Origin of the sequence: Vibrio sp. 10N.247.311.49 (assembly GCF_041467655.1) — a bacterium.
GTDB lineage: Bacteria > Pseudomonadota > Gammaproteobacteria > Enterobacterales > Vibrionaceae > Vibrio > Vibrio crassostreae_C.
Genome location: NZ_JBFSVA010000013.1, coordinates 95,351 through 120,393 on the forward strand (window position 1 = coordinate 95,351; position 25,043 = coordinate 120,393).

The 25,043-nt window shown below is 44.7% G+C and carries 21 protein-coding genes and 2 tRNA genes; 20 read left to right on the forward strand and 3 right to left on the reverse strand.

Annotated elements, in window-relative coordinates:
• Positions 1-74 precede the first annotated feature (74 nt).
• The gene (tyrS, locus tag AB6E54_RS14165) at positions 75-1,262 is read left to right on the forward strand and encodes a tyrosine--tRNA ligase (RefSeq protein WP_017059402.1); all 1,188 of its coding nucleotides are present in this window, start codon (positions 75-77) and stop codon (positions 1,260-1,262) included.
• 381 nt (positions 1,263-1,643) lie between these two features.
• Positions 1,644-2,489 carry a magnesium transporter gene (locus AB6E54_RS14170; protein ID WP_102331940.1) on the forward strand — a complete coding sequence of 282 codons (846 nt, stop codon included), beginning with the start codon at positions 1,644-1,646 and terminating at the stop codon, positions 2,487-2,489.
• Positions 2,490-2,614: 125 nt separating this feature from the next.
• Here AB6E54_RS14170 and dacB read toward each other — a convergent pair whose 3' ends face one another.
• Together dacB and AB6E54_RS14180 are read right to left on the reverse strand one after the other, a co-directional pair.
• Positions 2,615-4,048 (reverse strand): serine-type D-Ala-D-Ala carboxypeptidase, encoded by a 1,434-nt coding sequence (dacB, locus tag AB6E54_RS14175; protein ID WP_372106453.1) that lies wholly within the window; start codon positions 4,046-4,048, stop codon positions 2,615-2,617.
• Positions 4,049-4,160: 112 nt separating this feature from the next.
• A complete protein-coding gene (locus AB6E54_RS14180) occupies positions 4,161-5,198 on the reverse strand; it encodes a porin (protein WP_102331942.1) in 1,038 nt (345 codons plus the stop codon).
• Between the two features lie 513 nt (positions 5,199-5,711).
• Between AB6E54_RS14180 and greA the strand changes: the two genes are divergently transcribed.
• Complete coding sequence (gene greA / locus AB6E54_RS14185; RefSeq protein WP_017059397.1) at positions 5,712-6,185, forward strand: transcription elongation factor GreA; 474 nt, start codon at positions 5,712-5,714, stop codon at positions 6,183-6,185.
• Positions 6,186-6,310: 125 nt separating this feature from the next.
• Here greA and yhbY read toward each other — a convergent pair whose 3' ends face one another.
• Positions 6,311-6,607 carry a ribosome assembly RNA-binding protein YhbY gene (yhbY, locus tag AB6E54_RS14190; protein ID WP_004738252.1) on the reverse strand — a complete coding sequence of 99 codons (297 nt, stop codon included), beginning with the start codon at positions 6,605-6,607 and terminating at the stop codon, positions 6,311-6,313.
• A gap of 114 nt (positions 6,608-6,721) precedes the next feature.
• Between yhbY and rlmE the strand changes: the two genes are divergently transcribed.
• From rlmE to AB6E54_RS14275, 17 genes are all read left to right on the forward strand, one after another.
• Positions 6,722-7,351, forward strand: coding sequence for a 23S rRNA (uridine(2552)-2'-O)-methyltransferase RlmE (rlmE, locus tag AB6E54_RS14195; protein ID WP_017059396.1), 630 nt, complete (start codon positions 6,722-6,724; stop codon positions 7,349-7,351).
• Between the two features lie 107 nt (positions 7,352-7,458).
• The gene (gene ftsH, locus AB6E54_RS14200) at positions 7,459-9,426 is read left to right on the forward strand and encodes an ATP-dependent zinc metalloprotease FtsH (protein ID WP_017059395.1); all 1,968 of its coding nucleotides are present in this window, start codon (positions 7,459-7,461) and stop codon (positions 9,424-9,426) included.
• An 88-nt stretch (positions 9,427-9,514) separates the two neighbouring features.
• The gene (gene folP, locus AB6E54_RS14205) at positions 9,515-10,345 is read left to right on the forward strand and encodes a dihydropteroate synthase (RefSeq protein WP_102331943.1); all 831 of its coding nucleotides are present in this window, start codon (positions 9,515-9,517) and stop codon (positions 10,343-10,345) included.
• A gap of 21 nt (positions 10,346-10,366) precedes the next feature.
• Positions 10,367-11,707 (forward strand): phosphoglucosamine mutase, encoded by a 1,341-nt coding sequence (gene glmM / locus AB6E54_RS14210; protein ID WP_017059393.1) that lies wholly within the window; start codon positions 10,367-10,369, stop codon positions 11,705-11,707.
• Positions 11,708-12,001: 294 nt separating this feature from the next.
• On the forward strand, positions 12,002-12,334 hold the full coding sequence (secG, locus tag AB6E54_RS14215; protein ID WP_017059392.1) for a preprotein translocase subunit SecG: 333 nt from the start codon (positions 12,002-12,004) through the stop codon (positions 12,332-12,334).
• Between the two features lie 16 nt (positions 12,335-12,350).
• A tRNA-Leu gene (locus AB6E54_RS14220) sits at positions 12,351-12,435 on the forward strand.
• 53 nt (positions 12,436-12,488) lie between these two features.
• Positions 12,489-12,565: transfer RNA gene (locus tag AB6E54_RS14225), tRNA-Met, on the forward strand.
• 234 nt (positions 12,566-12,799) lie between these two features.
• Positions 12,800-13,255, forward strand: a complete 456-nt coding sequence (rimP, locus tag AB6E54_RS14230; RefSeq protein ID WP_004738265.1) for a ribosome maturation factor RimP — start codon at positions 12,800-12,802, stop codon at positions 13,253-13,255.
• Between the two features lie 35 nt (positions 13,256-13,290).
• On the forward strand, positions 13,291-14,778 hold the full coding sequence (nusA, locus tag AB6E54_RS14235; RefSeq protein WP_017059230.1) for a transcription termination factor NusA: 1,488 nt from the start codon (positions 13,291-13,293) through the stop codon (positions 14,776-14,778).
• Between the two features lie 22 nt (positions 14,779-14,800).
• Positions 14,801-17,491 (forward strand): translation initiation factor IF-2, encoded by a 2,691-nt coding sequence (gene infB / locus AB6E54_RS14240; RefSeq protein WP_017059231.1) that lies wholly within the window; start codon positions 14,801-14,803, stop codon positions 17,489-17,491.
• A 134-nt stretch (positions 17,492-17,625) separates the two neighbouring features.
• Positions 17,626-18,039, forward strand: coding sequence for a 30S ribosome-binding factor RbfA (gene rbfA, locus AB6E54_RS14245; RefSeq protein WP_017065964.1), 414 nt, complete (start codon positions 17,626-17,628; stop codon positions 18,037-18,039).
• Entirely contained in the window at positions 18,039-18,992 is a 954-nt protein-coding gene (gene truB / locus AB6E54_RS14250) for a tRNA pseudouridine(55) synthase TruB (RefSeq protein WP_017059233.1), read from the forward strand. The genes rbfA and truB overlap by 1 nt, the downstream gene beginning before the upstream one ends.
• Positions 18,993-19,205: 213 nt before the next feature.
• Positions 19,206-19,475, forward strand: a complete 270-nt coding sequence (gene rpsO / locus AB6E54_RS14255) for a 30S ribosomal protein S15 (protein ID WP_010436144.1) — start codon at positions 19,206-19,208, stop codon at positions 19,473-19,475.
• Positions 19,476-19,853: 378 nt separating this feature from the next.
• Positions 19,854-21,974, forward strand: a complete 2,121-nt coding sequence (gene pnp / locus AB6E54_RS14260; RefSeq protein ID WP_017059234.1) for a polyribonucleotide nucleotidyltransferase — start codon at positions 19,854-19,856, stop codon at positions 21,972-21,974.
• A gap of 124 nt (positions 21,975-22,098) precedes the next feature.
• A complete protein-coding gene (gene nlpI / locus AB6E54_RS14265) occupies positions 22,099-23,022 on the forward strand; it encodes a lipoprotein NlpI (protein ID WP_017059235.1) in 924 nt (307 codons plus the stop codon).
• Positions 23,023-23,175: 153 nt separating this feature from the next.
• Positions 23,176-23,583, forward strand: coding sequence for a MarR family winged helix-turn-helix transcriptional regulator (locus tag AB6E54_RS14270; protein WP_017056675.1), 408 nt, complete (start codon positions 23,176-23,178; stop codon positions 23,581-23,583).
• 89 nt (positions 23,584-23,672) lie between these two features.
• Positions 23,673-25,010 carry an MATE family efflux transporter gene (locus AB6E54_RS14275; protein ID WP_017065966.1) on the forward strand — a complete coding sequence of 446 codons (1,338 nt, stop codon included), beginning with the start codon at positions 23,673-23,675 and terminating at the stop codon, positions 25,008-25,010.
• The last annotated feature ends 33 nt before the right edge of the window (positions 25,011-25,043 follow it).

Below are 25,043 nucleotides of genomic sequence, written 5' to 3' on the forward strand. Positions count from 1 at the left end.
TTTCAAAATACATCGCTATTCAAGTAAGATGTCTAATTAATGTATTTTTGCCAAATCTGTGGGAGTGAACAAGAATGGCGAGTATTGAAGCTGCACTAGCCGAGATCAAACGTGGCGTAGAAGAACTGATTCCAGAAGACGAACTGATTGCAAAACTAAAAGAAGGTCGTCCTTTACGCATTAAGCTGGGTGCCGATCCAACAGCTCCAGATATCCACCTAGGCCATACGGTTATCTTTAACAAGCTTCGTGCTTTCCAAGAGCTTGGTCATGAAGTGACATTCCTTATCGGTGATTTCACTGCAATGGTTGGTGACCCATCAGGTAAAAACTCAACACGTCCACCGCTAAGCCGCGAAGACGTATTGAAGAATGCTGAAACTTACAAAGAACAAGTATTCAAAATTCTAGATCCTGCGAAAACGCAAATTCGCTTCAACTCTGAATGGCTATCTGAGCTTGGCGCTGAAGGCATGATTCGTCTTGCTTCTAACCAAACTGTTGCTCGTATGCTTGAGCGTGATGACTTCAAAAAGCGTTATGCTGGTGGTCAACCGATCGCAATCCACGAATTCATGTACCCACTTCTACAAGGTCACGACTCTGTTGCACTAGAGAGCGACGTTGAGCTTGGCGGTACTGACCAGAAGTTTAACCTTCTAATGGGTCGTGAACTGCAAAAAGCGGCAGGTCAAAAACCACAAGCGGTACTGATGATGCCACTACTTGTTGGTCTAGACGGTGTTAAGAAGATGTCTAAGTCTGCGCATAACTATATCGGTATCAGCGAAGCACCAAGCGAGATGTTTGGTAAGATCATGTCTATCTCTGACGATCTAATGTGGAGCTACTACGAGCTACTGTCTTTCCGTCCTCTTGAAGAAGTTGCGGAACTGAAAGCTGGCGTTGATGCAGGTAAGAACCCGCGTGACGTTAAAGTACTGCTAGCGAAAGAGATCATTGCTCGTTTCCACAGTGAAGCAGATGCTGAAGCCGCTGAGCAAGAGTTCGTTAACCGTTTTGCTAAGAACCAAGTTCCTGATGAAATGCCGGAGTTTGAATTCGAAGCAGGCCTGCCAATTGCGAACGTTCTAAAAGAAGCGGGTCTTGTAAACTCGACTTCTGATGCGATGCGTATGATCAAGCAAGGTGCGGCTAAGCTTGAAGGCGAGAAGATTGAAGACAGCAAATTCGTGCCTGAAGCAGGTACTGCCGTTTACCAAGTAGGTAAGCGTAAGTTTGCTCGTATTACTATTAAGTAATAATGCACATCAATAATTGAACCAAAGGCATCCACGGATGCCTTTTTTATTGACTTAAAATTGACGAAACTTTGAAACGCCTATTGCTACACTATGCGCGCTGTCAAATTGACAGTAATTCTGGAGATTTTTATGAACAATACCGACCATCCTCCTAGTTTGAATGGAGAAGAATAACCTGTCTCGGTATTGATCTATTGTCCTGCCGTTCAGGTAGGGTATCTTTGTTTTCCCCCGCATTCTTTTCCACACACTAGATTCTAACAAGTAGACACATCAGTAGCTTTCAGCTCTTGGTGCGCTTAGCTGTACGCTCTTGGTGTATTAGCTATAGGCTATTTGTTTTGATGGTCGTTACCTTTGCCAATCGGGAGATTCGCCATGACGGTAATGAACAACACTTTTTTATCTATTGAAGCTCTGTACTCAGAGCAAGACATCCAAGCTGTATCGAATGCATTTCAACAGTACGGACGTGAACAACAAATTAATCTTTTGAATCGAATGCCGCTCGAAGATGCGGTGCTAGTGCTGGGGCAATGCTCTTTGAGTACGATTCAGACTTTACTTAGTGAGCTAGAAGAGCAGGGCTTTGAGAAGCGCTCTCGACATCTAGCTCACCAACTAGGGCTGATCTACTCTGAGGTAGAACCTCAACAGGGTTACCTTTCGACTGGCGTCATGAGCCACGTCAGGCAGCGTATCGGTTGGATTATTTCGTTAGCACTATTGGGAATCGTCTCAGGGCTTATCATTGCTCAGTATGAAGACATTCTCAGTCAGTTGGTACTTTTGGCAATCTACATGCCGGTAATTGCTGCTGCTGGTGGTAACACCGGAACACAAGCAGCGACTTTGGTGATCCGAGCCTTAGCCACAGGTGAGTTGAAAAAACGCCAATGGGCTAACGTTCTATGGAAAGAGTTTAGAGTTGCTATTTGTTTAGCTTTAGCGATTGCTGTAGTGATGATTGGACGTATTTTGCTCTTTAGTGAAAACCAAGCGACAGGTGGTTATGATATCAACATGATTGCGTTAGCTATTGCGGTAGCGCTGTTTATTCAGGTGACCATATCAACCGTGCTGGGTGGCGGATTGCCGATAGTTGCTAGGCTATTTAAGCTTGATCCAGCGGTGTTAGTGAGCCCAGTGCTTGCTTCCATAGTTGATATCTCAGGAATGTGGATCTACTTCACTGTGGTTAACTCATTCCTCGGTATCGCTTAGCTCCTATAAAAATAGGCACCTATAAAAATAGCTAAATACATCTGAGAAACAAAAATGGCGCTGAAGATTTAAGGTCTTCAGCGCCATTTTTATTGTTTGAGTAGAAGTTTACACAGAGCTAAGCATTACTTAGATTTGCTTTGTGTTTGACTGAACTCGACCACATCTTTGTAGAAAGCACGCTCAAACTGGGTGATAGGTGCTTCCACTGGTTTGTCTGGATCTTGTTCTTCAGGGAAGTAATCACGGACAAATTGTACAAACAGAGAGTTTGGTTTTCCCGCTTTATCTAATCCGTATCCCGCCATGTTGTAACTGCCGTATAGAGAACCACTCTTGGCGATAATGTTGCCTTGAATCGGTGCTTTTCTCATGCTCTGACGGTATTTGAGCGTTCCATCAGTGCCAGATGTAGGCATAGCCTCAATCAGGCTGAGCTGTTGATCGTTTTCCCAGATATAACGAAGCACTTGAGCCATGGTCTGTGACCTCATTCGGTTATTTCTGGATAACCCTGAACCATCGACGAGCTGCGCTTTACTGAGGTCAATATTAGCCTTGGTCAGCAGTATCTGTTTTATTGCTTCAGTGCCGTTATTGAAGCTGCCCGGTTGAACATAAAATGTTGCTCCTAGCGTTTTAGTTAGATTATCTGCGATAAGGTTATCTGACTTCTTGAGCATGATATCGAGCAGTTCAGGAAGCTTTTCTGAGTTGTGACTAGCGACTAACGTGGTTTTGTCTGCTTGCGCTTTTTTACCAATAATCACATCACCTTTTACTTCTATTTTCAGTTCTTTGAGAAGCGATGTAACGACTTGATAGGTGTAAAGTTCTGGATTTTGAATCGCGAACTTGAGTGGCAGTGGCTTTTTACGCTCAACCAAGCAACCAGAGAGCTTGTAAGCGTTATCTGGTGTGGTGATGAGCTCCAAGTCGCATTGTGTTGCCTTCTGCCCAGAGCGAGTTACCGTGGCAGCGGTGGTCGTCACGTCTATCGGATAGTGAGCGGGAATATAAACGCGTGTCGCACCATTATCTTTTGTATAAATAGAGGCTTGTGCACAGTTGCTGTCTAAGGTCATTGCACTAGAGGGCGCGCTGTAACAAACGCCTAGAATGTCCCAAGGCCACCCCACCGCTCGCTGATAGCCGGTATAAGCTGTGTTATCCAGGTATAAGTTGCCTTTGATGGTTCTGGATTGAGACTTAGCATACTGAGCTAACAGGCTTTTTAGCTGTTCACGTTGTAGTGTTGGGTCACCGCTAAATGAAATGATCGAATCATTGCCAGAACGAACAATGCTGGTGATGTAATGAAAGTTGTCGCCCAGCTCTAATTTAGCCGCTAAAGCCGTCACCAGTTTTAACGTGCTGGCTGGTGGATAAAAGTCATCGCTATCGGTATTAAGTTCGCCCGAATTATCACTCAACGATTTGAGTATCAAACTCGTACTACTACCATCGGGCAGTGTTTTTAGAGGGGCGTATGCGAAAGCGTTAATCGAGAAAACGCTAATGGAAAAACTACATAGAAGTAGAGTGGGTAGAAGGCGCATAGAAGATTTTCTTGGATGGCTGATTTTTTCAGTATACAGATATAAAAAACGCCCGCTAGAGAGCGGGCGTTTTGATTCTCAATTAACTAATTAATCAATTAGATAATCAGAATTAGAAGTCGTAACGTAGACCAATAGCTAGCTCGTCTTCAGCTTGTGCTTTAGTTGCACCACGGTTAACTAAAGTATCAGCCGTACCGAACTTGTCGCCTTCAGAGATAAGGTTGAAGTTGTACGAGATGTACGTACGGAAGTTAGGCTTGAAGTAGTAAGTCGCATCTACAGCAACGTTATCAGCAGATGTATCACCATTTGTTTCTGCGTTGTTGTACGTTAGAGTGAATGCAGCTTTGTCTAGCGTGTAAGCAGTTGCGAATTCGTAGCCAGTGTAGTCGCCGTTATCTTTAGATAGTTCACCGTCAGTGAATACACCAGCAAAGTATAGAGCTTCAGTGCGGAAAGATGCCGCTAGCATGTACTCGTTTTGCTCGTCTTGGTCAGCGTAACCTGCACCTAGCTTAAAGCCAGAGTCGCCGATTGCGTAGATACCAGATAGAGAGTAGCCGTCTGCTTCGTTCTCAACGAATTCGCCACCTTGTTCAGCGCGGTCAGCAAAGCGGTAGCTTGCTTTAACCGCTAGGTCTTGGAACTCACCTTTGTAAGAAAGCATGTTGTCTGTACGGTCTGCTGCTGCAATTTTGTATGCCGCTGAGTTACCGTGGTAAGACATGATATCGGTAAAGTCTGTGATAACGCCTAGCGCACCGTCGTTTTTACCGTATGTCACTTCACCGAATGTACCGCCGATACCAGCGTATGTGTAACGGTGGTCGATATCAGAACCATTGTCGGTAGCTGTCGCGTCAGAGTCTGCAGTAGTGTATTCACCTTCGTAGAAACCAACACCGTATAGGCCGTCTTGGATTTCAACTTTACCTAGGAAGTTTAGACGTACACGAGAGTTGTCTTGTGCTTTGCCATCTTTTAGAGATAGACGAGCTTCCGCACGACCACCGATTTCTAGAGAAGTGCCGTTTGAGCTGTATACAGATGTACCTTCGATACCACCAGCTTGTTTACCGTCCGCTGCCACTGCGTTAGTAGCAAGAGCTGCAGCAGATACAGCAAGCGCGATCATAGTCTTGTTCATGTTATTATTTCCTAATTACTGTCCATAGAAGTTTTATCAAGGATTTGAACCCTTTTGTGTATTGCCTGTATTAATCAGGCTTCATAATCATGATTAGAACAGAAGTCTGAAAAATGCCAGTGCAATCCATGGGTTACTTTTTACCTCTAAAGTTCCATGGTCAGTTAGTAAAATGATATAAAACTAAAAAATGAACACTGTTTTATTATATCTCTTGTTGATTAAGTGTTTGTTTTAAAGTGATTTTTATAAAAGTGTGATCTGTGTTTATTTTGTTTGTTTTTTGTTTTTTTAGGTATTTAATTCTCAACTTATTGATGGGGAGGTTATTATTCATTTTTGTGATGTCTGTAATTTAGACCTAGATAAAGCTTTTATAACGCAAAGTGGAATAAAGGTGATTTAGCCATAAAGTTTGTTTACACTAAGCCAAATCGTTTTGTTTCTATCACCCAATAAATACGTTGGGTGTATTTATGTTGGCCAAAGAAAGCTTTGGCATAGAGGTAAAAAATGGAAAAGGTTCCAATGACAGTACGTGGCGCTCAGCAGCTACGTGACGAATTAGATCGCCTACTTAAGCTACGCCCTGTTATCTCAGCAGCTATTGGTGAAGCACGTGAACTAGGTGACCTGAAAGAGAATGCTGAATACCACGCCGCTCGTGAAGAGCAGGGTATTTGTGAAGCTCAGATCCGTGATATTGAATATAAGCTATCACTGGCTCAGATCATCGATGTAACGCAAATGGATAATACGGGCAAGATTATCTTTGGTACGACAGTGACACTGATTGATGTGGATACCGATGATGAGTTCCGCTACCAAATCGTTTCAGAAGACGAAGCAGACATCAAAACGGGTCGCATTTCTGTGAAATCGCCAATTGCTCGCGGTCTTATCGGTAAAATGGAAGGCGACGAAGTCATGATCTCTACCCCTGGTGGTGACAAAGACTTCGAAATCGACAAAGTAGAATATATCTAATTGAATTTTCTTTGTTTCTGATAAGTAAAAAGGTCGCTAAATGCGACCTTTTTCGTTTCTCACGCTACACTAAAAGATAAGCGCTGTGGCTTCCTATTAGTGAAGTTAGCTTATATCAAACTCGCTTATTTACGTGGAATCTCGATTTTACGTGCTTCTGACTGACGGAACAGTACTAGAACTTTACCGATAGTCTGTACTTTCTCAGCTTTAGTTTCACGTACAATTGCATCGATAATCAGCTGCTTAGTTTCACGGTCTTCTGATGCAACTTTAATTTTGATCAGTTCGTGGTGATCTAGAGCTAATTCGATTTCCGCTAGAACAGCTTCAGTAAGTCCATTTGCGCCCATTAGCACTACAGGTTTTAAACTGTGAGCTAGGCCCTTTAGATGCTGCTTTTGTTTGGTACTTAGGTTCATTACGCGGCCAATTTTCTTTACTATTAGGGTTGAAAAAACCTATTTTAACGCCATCTAATGCTGAAGACTATAATTTATTCAGCAATTAGTACTTTCCTCCAATTTAGGTATCCAATGAGCAAACAGAAACACTCGGCCAGTTCAGGCCGTTGGTTGAAGGAACACTTCGACGACAAGTACGCAAATGAAGCAAGAAAGAAAGGCTATCGTTCACGTGCTTATTTCAAAATGGAAGAGATTCAAACGAAAGATAAATTGCTGTCTCCTGGGATGACCATTGTGGATTTGGGTGCAGCACCTGGCGGTTGGTCTCAATATGCTGCTAAGATTGTTGGAGACAACGGACAAATCATTGCGTGTGACTTGTTACCAATGGATCCGATTGCTGGTGTTAGCTTTTTACAAGGCGATTTCCGCGAAGAAGCTGTGCTAGATGCCTTGTTGGAACGTATACAACCAAACATGGTTGATGTCGTGATGTCAGATATGGCACCTAATATAGCAGGCAACAATTCTGTGGATCAGCCAAGAGCTATGTATTTAGTTGAATTAGCTTTGGATATGTGTCGACAAGTTCTAGCTACCAATGGTAGTTTTGTTGTAAAAGTATTCCAAGGCGAAGGGTTTGACCAATACGTTAAGGACGTCCGTGAGATGTTTAAAACAGTAAAAGTTAGAAAACCCGACTCTTCTCGAGCTCGATCTCGTGAAGTGTTTATCGTAGCCACTGGTTACAAAGGTTAACGATTCTCTTCCAAGAGTGAGAGTTAACAACATGGCTACAGGTTACAAACTGTAGTACCCTACCTTTAATTACAATTAGTTATCGAGAGGCTTACACCTTGAGTGACATGGCAAAAAATTTAATTCTGTGGCTTGTTATCGCGGTAGTGTTGATGTCGGTATTCCAGAGCTTCGGCCCTGGGGAAAGTAACGGCAGAGCAGTAGATTACACCACGTTTGTACAGGAAGTTGGCCAAGGCCAGATTCAAGACGCACAGTTCAATAACAGCGAAATCACTTTCACACGTCGTGGTGGTGGTTCTAAGTATGTAACTTACATGCCTGTTTATGATCAAAAGCTACTTGATGACTTAATTAATCAAAACGTAAAAGTTCAGGGTACACCACCTGAAGAGCAGAGCCTGCTTGGCACTATCTTCATCTCATGGTTCCCAATGATCTTACTGATTGGTGTATGGATTTTCTTCATGCGTCAAATGCAAGGCGGCGGCGGCGGTAAAGGCGCGATGTCTTTCGGTAAGAGTAAAGCTCGAATGATGAGCGAAGAACAAATCAAAACCATGTTTGCTGATGTTGCTGGTTGTGACGAAGCAAAAGAAGACGTGAAAGAGCTTGTGGACTACCTTCGTGACCCAAGCCGCTTCCAAAAGCTAGGTGGTAAGATCCCGACAGGTATCCTGTTGGTTGGTCCTCCTGGTACGGGTAAAACATTGCTTGCAAAAGCGATTGCCGGTGAAGCGAAAGTACCGTTCTTTACTATCTCTGGTTCTGACTTCGTTGAAATGTTTGTTGGTGTTGGTGCATCTCGTGTGCGTGACATGTTCGAACAAGCGAAGAAAGCGGCACCTTGTATCATCTTTATCGATGAAATTGATGCTGTAGGTCGTCAACGTGGCGCTGGTGTTGGTGGTGGTCACGATGAACGTGAACAAACACTGAACCAAATGTTGGTTGAGATGGATGGTTTCGAAGGTAACGAAGGTATTATCGTTATCGCTGCGACTAACCGTCCAGACGTACTAGACCCTGCATTACTTCGTCCTGGTCGTTTTGACCGTCAAGTTGTGGTTGGTCTACCGGATGTACGTGGTCGTGAACAGATTCTTAAAGTACACATGCGTAAAGTGCCACTATCAGGTGATGTTGAACCGTCGCTGATCGCTCGTGGTACTCCAGGCTTCTCTGGTGCAGATCTTGCGAACCTTGTGAACGAAGCGGCGCTATTTGCTGCTCGTGGTAACAAGCGCAATGTATCTATGGTTGAGTTTGAACTTGCGAAAGACAAAATTATGATGGGTGCAGAGCGCCGTTCAATGGTTATGTCTGAAGAAGTGAAAGAGTCAACGGCTTACCACGAAGCGGGTCACGCAATTGTTGGTCGTTTGGTACCTGAACACGATCCAGTGTACAAGGTGTCAATCATTCCACGTGGTCGTGCGCTTGGTGTAACCATGTACCTACCTGAGCAAGACCGCGTAAGCATGTCTCGCCAACATCTAGAATCAATGATCTCTAGTTTGTACGGTGGTCGTCTTGCTGAAGAACTTATTTACGGTAAAGACAAAGTGTCAACTGGTGCGTCTAACGATATCGAACGTGCAACTGATATTGCTCGTAAGATGGTTACGCAGTGGGGCTTCTCTGAGAAATTGGGTCCTCTTCTTTACGCAGAAGAAGAAGGTGAAGTTTTCCTAGGTCGCGGCATGAGCCAAGCTAAGCACGTTTCTGATGACACGACTAAGCTTATCGATGAAGAGATTCGTATCCTTATCGACCGTAACTACGATAGAGCTAAGAAGATTCTTGAAGATAACATGGATATCATGCATTCGATGAAAGACGCTCTAATGAAGTTCGAAACGATCGATGCAGGTCAAATTGATGACTTGATGGAGCGTAAGCAAGAGATTCGTGATCCAGCTGGTTGGGGTGATCAGGTAAAAGCTGAACCTACAAAGGAAGAAGCAAAACCTGAAGCTAAGGCAGAAGAAGCTAAAGCGGAACCTAAAGCTGAAGAGTCAAAAGTTGAAGAAGTTAAATCTGAATCAGATGATGCTCAAAACAAAGATTCTTAATCGCTAAACTATCAATTAAAACCCTGAGTACGCTCAGGGTTTTTCTGTTTATAGCCTATGGTGTTTTTCCCTTTAAGATCGGCCTTCCATGATATTAAAAGCAAAGAATAAAACTCTCGTGTTAGATCGCCCACATGTGATGGGCATCCTCAATGTCACCCCTGACTCTTTCTCTGACGGTGGGAAATTTAACTCACTTGATAATGCCTTACAGCAAGCTGAACGCATGGTTCAAGCGGGCGTTAGCATTATCGATATTGGTGGTGAGTCAACTCGACCTGGCGCTCCTGATGTTTCGTTAGAAGAGGAGCTTGCCCGTGTCATTCCTGCTATTAAAGCCATTCGTGCCAAGTTTGATGTGTGGATCTCGATAGATACCAGTAAAGCGGAAGTGATGCGCCAAGCTGTTGAAGCGGGCGCTGATTTGATCAATGATGTGCGCGCTTTGCAAGAGCCTGGAGCATTACAAGTCGCCGCTGATGCTAATGTTCCGATTTGTCTGATGCACATGAAAGGTCAGCCGAGAACCATGCAAGCTAACCCAAGTTATGATGATGTTCTTCAGGATGTAGAAGCATTCTTGCAAGAAAGGGTAGAAGCGTGTGAGGCGGTGGGTATTTCAAAAGATCAGCTGATCCTTGACCCTGGTTTTGGTTTTGGTAAAACCATTGAGCATAATTACCACCTATTAGCGCACCTTGAAAAGTTTCACAGGCTTGGGTTGCCAGTCTTAGCGGGGATGTCGAGAAAGTCGATGATTTTTAAGCTACTAGACAAAGCTCCAGCAGATTGCATGGTTGCTAGCGTCACTTGCGCTACCATCGCTGCAATCAAAGGCGCACAAATTATTCGCGTTCATGATGTTGAAGATACATTGGAAGCGATGAAGATAATCGAAGTGATGAATAACAATCACTAATCATAATTAAGGAAAATCAATATGTCTGATAAGAGACGTTACTTCGGCACAGATGGTGTGCGTGGCAAAGTAGGCCAGTACCCGATTACACCTGATTTTGTTCTGAAGCTTGGCTGGGCTGCGGGTCGTGTTCTTGCGAAGCAAGGCACAAAGAAAGTCATCATTGGTAAAGATACTCGTATCTCTGGTTACATGCTTGAGTCAGCGCTAGAAGCTGGCCTTGCTGCTGCTGGTCTTCAGGCTACGTTTACTGGCCCAATGCCAACACCTGCTGTGGCTTACCTAACTCAAACCTTCCGCGCTGAAGCCGGTATTGTTATCTCTGCATCACACAACCCATACTACGATAACGGTATCAAGTTCTTCTCTTCTGAGGGAACAAAACTGCCGGACGATATCGAGTTGGCAATTGAAGCTGAGTTGGATAAAGACATCGAATGTGTTGATTCTTCAGAGCTAGGTAAAGCAGTACGTTTGAACGATGCGGCTGGCCGTTACATCGAGTTCTGTAAAAGTACGTTCCCACATAAAATGACATTAGCTGGCATGAAGATCGTTATCGATTGTGCACATGGTGCGACTTACCACATTGCGCCTGCTGTATTTAAAGAACTGGGTGCTGAGGTCGTTGCGATTGGTGTTGAGCCAAACGGTACTAACATCAACCACGAAGTCGGTGCGACGGATGTACGTGCTCTGCAAGCAAAAGTGCTTGAAGAAAAAGCGGCATTAGGTCTTGGCTTTGATGGTGATGGTGACCGTATCATCATGGTTGACGAGCTAGGCAACAAAGTTGATGGCGACCAAATCGCTTACATTATTGCTCGTGATGCACTGCGTCGCGGTGAGTTGAAAGGCGGCGTTGTTGGTACACTAATGACCAACCTGGGTATGGAAAACGGCCTTAAGCAGTTAGGTATTCCGTTTGTACGTGCTGCTGTTGGTGACCGTTACGTAATGGAACAGCTTCTTGCTAAAGGCTGGAAGATCGGCGCTGAAAACTCGGGGCACGTTATCCTACTAGATAAAGTGACGACGGGTGATGCTATCGTTGCTGCTCTGCAAGTTTTGGCTTCAGTTGTTGATAGCGAAATGACACTGAATGAGTTGTCTCAGGGCATGACGTTGTACCCTCAAGTTCTAGAAAACGTTCGTTTCAGCGGAGATTCAAACCCACTAGAAGCCGAAGCGGTAAAAGCAGCGGTTGTTGAAGTAGAAGCTGAGCTTGGCGAGAAAGGTCGTGTGCTATTACGCAAGTCTGGTACCGAGCCACTACTGCGTGTCATGGTTGAAGGCGAAGATGCAGAGCTTGTTCAAGCATCAGCGCTTAAGATTGCAGATGCAGTAAAAGCAAACTGCTAATTTAACCTTTTACTTAGCTGGCGCAGCGAATAGCGCTTGTGATTAGAAGTGGTTGACTTATATCACGGTCAAAAGATATAACGGTCAAAAGAGACATAAATGAGTTTTGTGTCGCTTTTGACCTTTTTTTGACCATTCACTTGGTAAAGGCTTATTTTTTAGCAAATTCTCCTTGTCAGCCATCGTCGCATTCGCTAGTATTGCTCGGCCTTCAGTTAGGAGGTCGCTAGCCTTGTTCTTAAAAATAGTTTTTTGAACGGCGCTGGCTCAACAATTAGGAACATAGGTGGAAAAATGTTTACAGTTCTACTTGTGATTTACCTGTTGGCAGCGCTTGGTGTAATTGGCCTAGTGTTGATTCAACAAGGTAAAGGCGCAGATATGGGAGCCTCTTTCGGTGCTGGCGCTTCAAACACTGTGTTTGGTGCTGGTGGCTCAGGAAATTTCCTTACCCGAATGACTGCAATTTTTGCAACTACATTTTTTATCCTTAGCTTAGTGCTTGGTAATATGTCTACACATAAAACTGAGTCACAATGGATTGACCCGACCCAAGGTCAGGTGATTCAACAAGCTGATGATGCAGTGAGTGAAGTTCCGGCGCAAGGCGACGAAATTCCACAATAATCTGTAAAGATTTGATGCCGAGATGGTGAAATTGGTAGACACGCTAGCATGAGGTGCTAGTGCCTTAGGGTGTGAGGGTTCGAGTCCCTCTCTCGGCACCATGTTTACAAACTTGTAAAACATCTTGTTGGGCGTATAATGCTCGCAAGTCGGACGCGGGATGGAGCAGTTTGGTAGCTCGTCGGGCTCATAACCCGAAGGTCGTCGGTTCAAATCCGGCTCCCGCAACCAATTTCAATGCTATTATATAGCTTGTATTGGTAGCAAGTTTGCACAGTGTGAACCTCACTGTGAGTTAGGTGCGATATCGAATGTGATGGCACTTAACATATAAGGGTCCAGCAACAAAAACCCCGGCTTATACGGGGTTTTTTGTTATCTAAGCATTTGTAAATGTATTTAGATAATGTTTGCTTGGAATTTAAATTGGGCTTTGAGCCCTTTTTTTGTTTCTGGAGTGGTTAAATGACTGGTTTAGAAAGACAACTTACTGAAATGCTTGACGCTCCAGTAGCAGCATCAGGTTATGAGTTAGTTGGATTAGAATTTATTCGTGCTGGTGAGCACTCAACGCTACGTATTTACATCGATTCACCAAACGGTATCAATGTAGATGATTGCGCTGAAGTTAGCCACCAAGTAAGTGCCGTAATGGACGTTGAAGATCCAATTTCAGTGGCTTATAACCTTGAAGTGTCTTCACCAGGTTTAGAGAGACCACTGTTCAAAGCAGAGCATTACCAACAATTTATTGGTCACGAGGTAAGCATCGTTTTGAAAATGGCTGTCGGCAACCGTCGTAAATGGAAAGGTGATATCCAATCTATCGAAGGCGAGACAGTGAAAGTATTGGTTGAAGGACAAGAAGAAGAATTCGTCCTGAGCAATATTGCGAAAGCTAACCTGATCCCTAAATTTTAGTTCTCCTAGAGAGAAGAGCTTAAGAGGCTAGATTAATGAACAAAGAAATTTTGGCGGTAGTAGAAGCTGTTTCAAATGAGAAAGCAGTTCCTCGTGAGCGTATTTTTGAAGCGCTTGAAATCGCGCTTGCAACGGCAACAAAAAAGAAAAGCGAACTAGAAATTGAAGTTCGTGTTGAAATTGACCGTAAAACGGGTGATTTCGAAACTTTCCGTCGTTGGGAAGCTGTTGAGGAAGTTGAATTCCCAACAAAAGAAATCTCTATTGAAGCTGCAAAGTACGATGACCCAGAGATCGAACTTGGCGGTTTCATTGAAGATGATATCGAATCAGTAACGTTTGACCGTATTACGACTCAAACGGCTAAGCAAGTTATCGTACAGAAAGTACGTGAAGCTGAACGCGCTCAAATCGTTGAGCAGTTCATCGATAACGAAGGCGAGCTAGTAACTGGCGCAGTTAAGAAAGTTAACCGTGACACTATTATTCTAGACCTAGGTAACAACGCTGAAGCGGTAATCCTTCGTGATGACCAACTTCCTCGTGAAAACTTCCGTCCAGGTGACCGTGTTCGTGGTCTTCTTTACGCAGTTAAACCAGAAGCTCGTGGTTTCCAGCTTTTCGTTACTCGTTCGAAGCCAGAAATGCTAGCTGAACTATTCCGTGTTGAAGTGCCTGAGATTGGTGAAGAGCTAATTGAACTTAAAGGTGCTGCACGTGACGCTGGTTCTCGTGCTAAAATCGCTGTGAAAACAAACGACAAACGTATTGACCCAGTTGGTGCGTGTGTTGGTATGCGTGGCGCACGTGTACAAGCTGTTTCTAACGATCTTGGTGGTGAACGTATCGATATCGTTCTTTGGGATGATAACCCGGCTCAATTCGTAATCAACGCAATGGCTCCTGCTGATGTTGCTTCAATCATCGTTGATGAAGACGCACACTCTATGGATATCGCTGTTGAAGCGGATAACCTAGCACAAGCGATTGGCCGTAGCGGTCAAAACGTACGTCTAGCGTCTCAACTTACTGGTTGGGAACTGAACGTAATGACTGTTGCTGATCTTGAGAAGAAGCACCAAGAAGAAGCAGTTGCATCTATTGAAAACTTCATGAAGCACCTAGACATTGAAGAAGACTTTGCTCAAATGCTTGTTGAAGAAGGCTTCTCTACGCTTGAAGAAGTAGCATACGTTCCTGTGAACGAGCTTCTTGAAGTAGACGGTCTAGACGAAGGTATCGTTGAAGAACTACGTAACCGCGCAAAAGACGCACTGACTACTCTAGCGCTAGCGAAAGAAGAAACTTTCGACGGTGTTGAGCCTGCTGAAGACTTACTTGCACTTGAAGGTCTTGAGCGTGAAATGGCTTACAAGCTAGCAGCAAAAGGCGTTGCGACACTGGAAGACCTAGCTGACCAAGGCGTTGATGAACTAGAAGGCATCGAAGACCTAACTGCAGAGCGTGCAGGCGAGCTAATTATGGCTGCGCGTAACATCTGTTGGTTCGGCGACGAAGAATAATTCAGCAAGGAGAGAAAGCGGTATGACACAATTAACAGTTAAAGCACTGAGTGAAGAGATTGGTACGCCAGTTGACCGCTTAATTGAACAACTTGCTGATGCAGGCATGAAGAAAGCAGGGTCGGATCAAGTGACTGATTCAGAGAAGCAAACATTGCTAACGCACCTTAAAAAGGAGCACGGCGATACTTCAGGCGAAACAGAACCGACTCGTTTAACTCTTCAACGCAAGACCCGCAGCACGCTAAGTGTTGCCGCTGGAGGCGGTAAGAGTAAGGATGTTCAAGTAGAGGTACGTAAAAAGCGTACTTACGTGAAGCGCAGCACTATTGAAGATGAAGCGAAACGTGAAGCTGAGGAAGTAGCTAATCGTGAAGCGGAAGAGAAAGCACAACGCGATGCTGAAGAGCAAGCGAAACGTGATGCTGCAGAGAAAGCACAGCGCGAAGCTGAAGAAAAAGTAACACGTGAAGCGGATGCAAAACGTGAAGCTGAAGAGAAGGCTCAACGCGCACAAGCTGAAAAGGCTAAAAAAGACATGAATTCAAAAAATGCAGACGCTAACGCACAAGCGAAAAAAGAAGCGGATGAACTTAAAGCTCGTCAAGAGCTAGAAGCAACTCGTAAAGCAGAAGCTGAAGCAGCTAAGCTTGTTGAAGAAGCTCGTAAGTTAGCAGAAGAGAACCAAGAACGTTGGTCTGAAGAAGAGAAGAAGAAGAAAGAGCAAGAGAAATCTGCGGATTACCATGTGACTACTTCTACTTACGCTCGTGAAGCTGAAGATGCGGCAGATAAGAAAGATGAGAAAGCACCTCGTCGTCGCAAGAAGAAAGCAGCTCCTGCTAACCAACCTGCAAACAACCGTGGTGGTCGTAACCAGCGTGGTCGTGGCGGTAAAGGTAAGCTTGCTAAACCAACTTCAATGCAGCAAGGCTTCGATAAGTCAGCAACTGTTGCTAAATCTGACGTTGCTATCGGCGAAACTATCGTTGTTTCTGAACTGGCTAGCAAAATGTCAGTTAAAGCAACTGAAGTTATCAAAGTAATGATGAAGATGGGCGCTATGGCGACTATCAACCAAGTGATCGACCAAGAAACAGCACAACTTGTTGCTGAAGAAATGGGTCACAAGGTAATCCTACGTAAAGAAAACGAACTTGAAGAAGCAGTACTAGCTGACCGTGATAGCGATGCTATCGCTGAAGGTCGTGCTCCTGTTGTTACTATCATGGGTCACGTTGACCACGGTAAAACTTCAACACTTGATTACATTCGTAAAGCACACGTTGCTTCTGGCGAAGCTGGCGGTATCACGCAGCACATTGGTGCTTACCACGTAGATACTGACAACGGTATGATCACTTTCCTTGATACTCCTGGACACGCGGCGTTTACAGCTATGCGTGCTCGTGGTGCTCAAGCGACAGATATCGTTGTACTTGTAGTTGCAGCAGACGATGGCGTAATGCCACAAACAATCGAAGCAATCCAGCACGCGAAAGCGGCAGGTGTTCCTCTGATTGTTGCTGTGAACAAGATCGATAAAGAGGGTGCAAACCCAGACAACGTTAAGAATGAGCTAGCTCAATACGACGTTATCCCTGAAGAATGGGGCGGTGAGAACATCTTCGTTCACATCTCTGCAAAACAGGGTACAAACATCGATGGTCTTCTAGAAGCAATCCTTCTTCAGTCTGAAGTTCTTGAACTTACAGCGGTTAAAGAAGGCATGGCGTCTGGTGTTGTTGTTGAATCTCGTCTTGATAAAGGTCGTGGTCCAGTTGCAACAGTACTAGTACAGTCTGGTACTCTAAACAAAGGCGATATCGTTCTTTGTGGTCAAGAGTACGGCCGTGTTCGTGCAATGCGTGATGAAAACGGTAAAGACATCGAAACTGCAGGTCCATCTATTCCTGTAGAAATTCTAGGTCTTTCTGGTGTTCCTTCGTCAGGCGATGAAGCGACTGTTGTACGTGATGAGCGTAAAGCACGTGAAGTTGCGAACTACCGTCAAGGTAAATTCCGTGATGTTAAACTAGCTCGCCAACAAAAAGCGAAACTAGAGAACATGTTCGCGAACATGACGGCTGGCGAAGTTGCTGAGCTTAACGTGGTACTTAAAGCTGACGTTCAAGGTTCTGTAGAAGCGATTGCTGACTCTCTACTGAAACTGTCAACTGACGAAGTGAAAGTGAACATCGTAGGTTCTGGTGTTGGTGGTATTACTGAAACTGATGCAACGCTTGCTGCAGCTTCTAACGCTATCATCCTTGGTTTCAACGTTCGTGCTGACGCAACTGCGCGTAACACGGTTCAGAACGAAAACCTAGATCTACGTTACTACTCAATCATTTACCAACTGATTGACGAAGTTAAACAGGCGATGGGCGGTATGCTTGCTCCTGAATTCCGTCAAGAGATTATTGGTCTTGCACAAGTTCGTGACGTATTTAAGTCGCCTAAACTTGGTGCAATCGCTGGTTGTATCGTGACTGAAGGTACGATTAAGCGTAGCAACCCAATCCGCGTACTTCGTGAAAACGTTGTTATCTACGAAGGTGAACTAGAGTCACTTCGTCGCTTTAAAGATGACGTACAAGAAGTTAAGAACGGTTACGAGTGTGGTGTCGGCGTTAAGAACTACAACGACGTTCGCGTTGGTGACCAGATCGAAGTATTCGAAATCGTTGAGGTTAAACGTACTCTAGACTAATCAGTCTGTACGACTCGACATATTGACTAAGGTTACTAACATTACTAGTAAAGGTAATAAGTAATCGGTTGTTGAATACACCATGGGGGGCTGGTAATTACCAAGCCCCCCATCTTTCTAAGTGAGAAAAGAAAATGTCAAAAGAATTTAGCCGCACACAACGTGTGTCTCAGCAGCTTCAAAAAGAGCTTGCTCTTATCCTACAACGTGAAGTTCGTGACTCACGTATTGGTATGGTAACTATCTCAGACGTAGAAGTGTCTCGTGACCTTGCTTACGCAAAAGTGTTCGTGACTTTCCTGTGTGTTGGTGAGCAAACTCCTGAATCATGCCTTAAAGCTCTTAAAGAGCATGAAGTGCCAGTTCGTATGGCTCTTGGTAAGCGTATTCGCCACCGTCTAACGCCTGAAGTTCGTTTTACTTACGACAACACACTAGTAGAAGGCATGCGTATGTCTAACCTAGTAAGTGAAGTTCTGAACGACGACAAGCGTAAGCAAGAAGAAGCTGGCCGCACTGACGAAACTCAGTCTAAGGGCGAAGAGTAATGGCTCGCCGTCGTAAAGGTCGCCCTATCAACGGGGTAATTCTATTAGATAAGCCGACTGGTATTTCGTCTAATGATGCACTGCAAAAAGTAAAGCGTATTTACTTTGCAGAGAAGGCAGGGCACACCGGTGCTCTGGATCCTCTTGCGACTGGCATGCTGCCAATTTGTCTTGGTGAAGCGACGAAGTTCTCTCAGTTTCTTCTAGATTCTGATAAGCGCTACGTTGTTATCGCTAAGCTTGGTGAGCGTACCAATACCTCTGACTCTGATGGTGAAGTGGTAGAGACACGTGATGTTAACGTGACTCAAGAACAGCTTGAGCGTTGCATTGCGAGCTTCAAGGGTGAAACCGATCAGATACCATCAATGTTTTCGGCATTGAAGTATCAAGGTAAGCCTTTGTACGAATACGCACGTGCAGGTATTGAGGTTCCTCGTGAGTCTCGTAAGATCACTGTGTACTCTATTGAACTGCTTCGCTTTGAAGGTGATGAAGTTGAAATGGAAGTGCATTGTTCGAAAGGCACATACATCCGCACAATTACCGACGATCTTGGTGAGATGCTAGGTTGTGGTGCTCACGTGACCATGCTTCGTCGTACAGGTGTCGCGAAGTACCCATACGAGCGTATGGTGACTTTGGAGCAGTTAAACGAGATCTTAGAGCAAGCACAGGCGCAAGAAATTGCACCGAAAGAGCTGCTTGATCCACTGCTGATGCCAATGGACACTGCCGTTGAAGACTTACCAGAAGTAAACCTGAACGCGGAACTGACTGACCTAGTTCAGCACGGTATGCCAGTTCAGGTTGCTGGTGCGCCAACTGAAGGCACGGTTCGTATGACAAGTGGCGAAGAGAAGCTGTTTGTCGGCGTAGCTCAGATTGCTGAAGATGGCCGAGTTGCACCGAAGCGTTTGGTTGTTTTCAGAGATGAAGAGCCACAAGCGTAGCGCTTACATCGGATCTTAGCGCTGAGTCGTGAAAAGCGAGCAAATAAGATAGAAAGCGAACGCCTAATTTAGGTGGTTCGCTTTTTTCGTTTTTAATGGGTTCGATTGTTATTGCACCAACTGACAAACTTCCCTATAATCCTCGGCTCGCGTAGCGGCTGAATCAGAGATTGGCTGCTACAAATATAAACTTACTCTTATCAGGAGAGAATTATGTCTCTGAATGCAGAAACTAAAGCAGCAATCGTTGCAGAATACGCACAATCTGAAGGCGACACAGGTTCACCAGAAGTACAAGTAGCACTACTTACTGCTTCTATCAACCACCTACAAGGTCACTTCAAAGCGCACAAACACGATCACCACAGCCGTCGTGGTCTACTACGTATGGTTTCTAGCCGTCGTAAGCTTCTTGATTACTTGAAAGGCAAAAACCTTGCTCGTTACCAAGACCTAATCAAGCGTCTAGGCCTACGTCGCTAATAGCGATGTCTGCAAAGACAGTTTGAAGAAAAGGAGCATTTATGCTCCTTTTTTTGTGCCTGTAAGAAAATGCTAGGCTGGATGCTCAGAATATCATCTGGCTTTTTCTGATAGGAAATATATCTCCTAATAAAAATAGTTTATACTACGCCCGCCTATAGCGTTTTCAGCGTTTGGCAATCAACCTCTCAAGAGATTACAGTCACAGATGTCGGCCAATAGGTCGCGACTATTCAAAGGCGGATTTGGTCTTAATTCGGCGTATGAACACATACAAAGAGTCACCATCCTAAGTCCCTTTTCACTAGTCGCGATTGGTAATGTCTTGAGTCATTATTCACTTAATCTAAAGTCTGACTTTAGAGCTAAGGATATACAATGTTTGAAAAACCAGTTGTAAAATCGTTCCAGTACGGTAACCACACCGTTACTCTAGAAACGGGCGTAATTGCACGTCAAGCTACTGCTGCTGTAATGGCGACTATGGACGATACTTCAGTATTCGTTTCTGTTGTTGCTAAGAAAGAAGCAGTTGCAGGTCAAGACTTCTTCCCACTAACAGTAAACTACCAAGAGCGTACATACGCTGCGGGTAAAATCCCTGGTGGTTTCTTCAAGCGTGAAGGTCGTCCATCTGAAGGCGAAACACTAACAGCTCGTCTGATTGACCGTCCAATTCGTCCACTTTTCCCAAGTGCGTTTAAAAACGAAGTTCAAGTTATCGCTACGGTTGTTTCTATCAACCCTGACGTAAACCCAGACATGATCACTATGATCGCAACATCTGCTGCGCTTGCTATCTCTGGTGCTCCATTCAATGGTCCTATCGGTGCTGCACGTGTTGGTCACATCGACGGCGAACTTGTTCTTAACCCATCAAATACTGAGCTTGAAAACTCTAAACTAGACCTAGTTGTGTCTGGTACAGAAGGCGCAGTACTTATGGTTGAATCTGAAGCAGATAACCTATCTGAAGAAGAAATGCTTTCAGCTGTTGTTTACGGTCACGACCAACAACAAGTTGTAATCAAAGCAATCAACGAGTTTGCTGCTGAAGTTGCAACTCCATCTTGGAACTGGGAAGCACCAGCAGTTAACACTGAGCTTAAAGCTCAAGTTGCTGAACTTGCTGAAACTCGTCTATCTGACGCGTACCAGATCACTGAGAAAATGGCTCGTTACGAGCAAGTTGGCGTAATCAAGAACGACGTTGTTGAAGCTCTAATTGCACAAGACGAAAACCTAGATGAGCGCGAAATCCGCGGCATGCTTGGTTCTCTAGAGAAAAACGTAGTACGTAGCCGCATCATCGCTGGCAACCCACGTATCGATGGCCGTGAAAAAGACATGGTTCGTGCGCTAGACGTACGTACTGGTGTTCTTCCACGTACACACGGTTCTTCTCTATTCACTCGTGGTGAAACTCAAGCACTTGTTACTGCAACGCTTGGCACACAACGTGATGCTCAAATCATCGACAGCCTGATGGGTGAGAAGAAAGACAACTTCCTTCTACACTACAACTTCCCTCCATACTGTGTAGGTGAAACTGGTTTCGTTGGTTCTCCTAAGCGTCGTGAAATTGGTCACGGTAAGCTTGCTAAACGTGGTATCCAAGCAGTAATGCCTTCTGTTGAAGAATTCCCATACACAGTTCGTGTTGTATCGGAAATCACAGAATCTAACGGTTCTTCTTCAATGGCTTCTGTATGTGGTACATCTCTAGCTCTTATGGATGCTGGTGTTCCAATCAAAGCTTCTGTTGCGGGTATCGCAATGGGTCTTGTTAAAGAAGGCGACGATTTCGTTGTTCTTTCTGACATCCTTGGCGACGAAGATCACCTAGGTGACATGGACTTTAAAGTAGCAGGTACTAACGCTGGTATCACTGCACTTCAAATGGACATCAAGATCGAAGGTATCACTAAAGAGATCATGCAAATTGCACTTAACCAAGCGCAAGGTGCACGTAAGCACATCCTTTCTGTAATGGATGAAGCTATCTCTGGTGCTCGTGAAGATATCTCTGAATTCGCTCCACGTATCCACACAATGAAAATCAGCTCTGATAAGATCAAAGATGTTATCGGTAAAGGCGGCGCAGTTATCCGTGCTCTTTGTGAAGAAACTGGTACTACAATCGAAATCGAAGACGATGGCACAATCAAGATTGCTGCTACTGAAGGCGCAGCTGCTAAAGAAGCTATCCGTCGTATCGAAGAGATCACAGCTGAAGTTGAAGTTGGCCGCATTTACCAAGGTAAAGTTGCTCGTCTAGCTGACTTCGGTGCATTCGTTACTATCCTTCCAGGTAAAGATGGTCTAGTACACATCTCTCAAATCGCTGACAAGCGCGTTGAGAAAGTGTCTGACTACCTAACTGAAGGTCAAGAAGTTCCTGTTAAGGTTCTTGAAATTGACCGTCAAGGCCGTGTACGTCTAAGCATGAAAGAAGCAGTTGAAACGCCAGCTGAAGGCGAAGCACCTGCTGCTGAGTAATTCTCAGTGTGTCGATGGTGATATCGCTTTTTAGTGATTTCTAACCTATCGTCAACAAAGCATGTTATAAAGGGGAGCATATCGCTCCCCTTTTTTATTGCGGTCATAACAGGAGTAATTATTTGTGAAATGGTTTCAAACCGCGAGTATGTGTTTACTGCTTGTACTAACAGGTTGTGCGACAACATCAGATAACACCTCAAGTTGGGTTTATCCACCGATGGCTGTGCCACTGCAACCAAGCGTTCAGCAAGAAGTTCAAATTGCACGTCTTAGTCAGTTATTACAGCGCCCAGATTTGAACGATGAAGTTCGAGCTAAGATGCTGTTTGAACGTGGTAACTACTACGACAGTGTTGGCCTGCGTGATCTCGCGCGTCTCGACTTCAACCAATCTCTTTCATTGAACCCTGCTCAACCTGATATCTTCAATCTTTTGGGTGTTTACTTTACGCAGGTAGGGGAGTTTGATGCGGCTTATGAATCTTTTGATTCTACGTTAGAGCTTGATCCTGCAAACTCTTACGCAGAAAGGAACCGCTCTATCGCGCTTTACTATGGCGAGCGTTACGACTTAGCCAATGAAGAGATGATGAAGCACTATGCCGACGATCCTAGCGATCCGTTTCGCGCTCTGTGGTTGTACATCATTCAGCATGAGCTGACGCCAGAGCAGGCTAAGCTTGATTTGCAAAAACGTTACGAGAGCCGTGATGAGCAGTGGGGTTGGGTATTAGTCGCGATTATGCTTGATGACATTACTGAAGAGCAGGCTTTCAAGGCGATCTTAACCGGTACTCGTGACAACACGTTACTTGCGCAGCGTCTAACAGAGACGTACTTCTACCTTGCTAAGCGTTACCATATGAATGGTGATTACGCGAATGCTATCTCTTTGTACAAGTTAGCGGTTTCTTTTAACGTGTATGAATACGTAGAACATCGTTACTCTTTCTTAGAATTAAGCCGTATCTTCACCACACTTAAAGCTGAGCACTTAGCGCAAGTTAAGCTGGCTGAGGCCGAAGAAGAAGCCAACGCTAAGTAAGCAACACATTTTGATTCCGAAAAGCCGCTGTCTGTCAGCGGTTTTTTTATGCTCCTTTTTTATGATCTTCATCTCGTTTTGATTGCTTTTTATTTAAACAACACTAAAATAGTTAGCCTTGCTAACTAAATGCTATTCTTTGATTAGGTGAGTATGCTGAACCAGAATTTAGAAAAGATTGAGCGCTTCGCCTCTAAGATATGGCGCACTCAGGTAAATGAAGATCCTATTTGCCAATTGAGCTTCAATGAATATGACTATTTGAAGGTCATTCAAGCCTCTCCTGAACCGATCCGATTGACAGATCTGGCGATTGAAATGCAAGTAACCAAGCCTTCAGCAACTACTATGGTTCAAAGGTTAGAGAGAAAAGGTCTCGTTGAGCGTAAAGCTTCGCTCGAAGATGCGAGGTCTAAGTTGGTCGTACTGACCAGCAAAGCGGAAGTCGGCTTGGAAGAAGAAAGTAAGATCTATCAGGTCATGGCACAGATACTGGAAAGCCGTTTGTCTGAGCAAGAATCTCAGCAGTTAAACCTATTATTAAATAAAGCTTTAAAGTAAATAATTTAGATATTTAGTTAGCCTTGTTAACTAATTTTTCGAGTCATATCTTGTTGATATGCGACTCACAAATGAAAGTAGAGTAAGAAATGAGTAACTCAATTAGTCGTCAATTTTGGCGATACACAATCCCTACCGTGGCGGCCATGTTGGTTAATGGCCTGTACCAAGTGGTGGATGGCATCTTCATTGGCCGCTATGTGGGGGCTGATGGACTTGCAGGTATCAATGTTGCGTGGCCTGTGATTGGTTCGATTCTTGGTATTGGTATGTTGGTGGGTGTGGGCACAGGTGCGCTTGTCTCGATTCGCCAAGGTGAAAAAGATACTCAAGGCGCTAAGCAGATCTTAGCAACGGGCTTAACCTTGTTGTTAGCGATAACGCCTATTGTCTCTGCATTGCTGTTCTTGTTTGCTGATAACTTCTTGCTTTGGCAGGGCGCTGAAGGGCGAGTGTATGAACTTGGTCTGCAGTACTTACACATTCTGATTGGTGCTAGTGTCTTCACGCTAGGTTCGATCGCGATGCCGTTTCTACTGCGTAACGATGACAGTCCGAACTTAGCGACGATACTGATGATCGTTGGTGCGGTGATTAATATCGTGCTCGATTACCTGTTTATCGCTCTCTATGGCTGGGAGTTGATGGGTGCAGCATTAGCAACAGCGATTGCCCAGTTTGTAGTAACGGCTCTCGGCTTGGCTTACTTCTTCTCGCGTCGAGCAAACCTACGTTTACGTTGGAATGAGTTGAGATTGAAGCTGGATGTGATTCCACAAATCTTCGCCATTGGTACATCAAGCTTCTTTATGTACGCTTATGGTTCGATGATGGTGGCGTTGCACAATGCGTTGTTCTCTCAATATGGCGACCAGTTGATGATCGGTGCTTACGCGATTTTGGGCTACATCGTGACGGTTTATTATCTCACGGCTGAAGGTATCGCCAACGGCATGCAACCATTGGTGAGCTACAACCATGGTGCGCGTAACCAAGCAAACATCCGCAAGCTACTTAAGATTGCGATGATGAGTTCGGTATTGATTGGTGTGGCGTTCGTGCTGCTTCTCAATGCGTTCCCACGTGAGTTTGTATCAGTATTTAACTCAGACGAACCTCAGTTGGTTGAGTACACCGTGTTGGGTATTCGCCTTCACATGTTTGCACTGGCGCTGGATGGCTTCTTGGTAGTCGCAGCTGCTTACTATCAAGCGGTGAACAAGGGCAGCAAGGCGATGTTTGTGACTATAGGTAATATGCTTATCCAACTACCGTTCTTGTACATTATGCCTAAGTTGTATGGTGTGCCGGGGATCTGGATTGCGTACCCACTGTCTAACATCGCACTAAGTGTGGTGGTGATGGTAATGCTCTACAAAGACTTAAAGAAGCTCGATGCCTCACCGATGGAAACAGCGACGGCATAGGCCGTGTTTCTTAAGTCGCATTAAAAAGGTCTA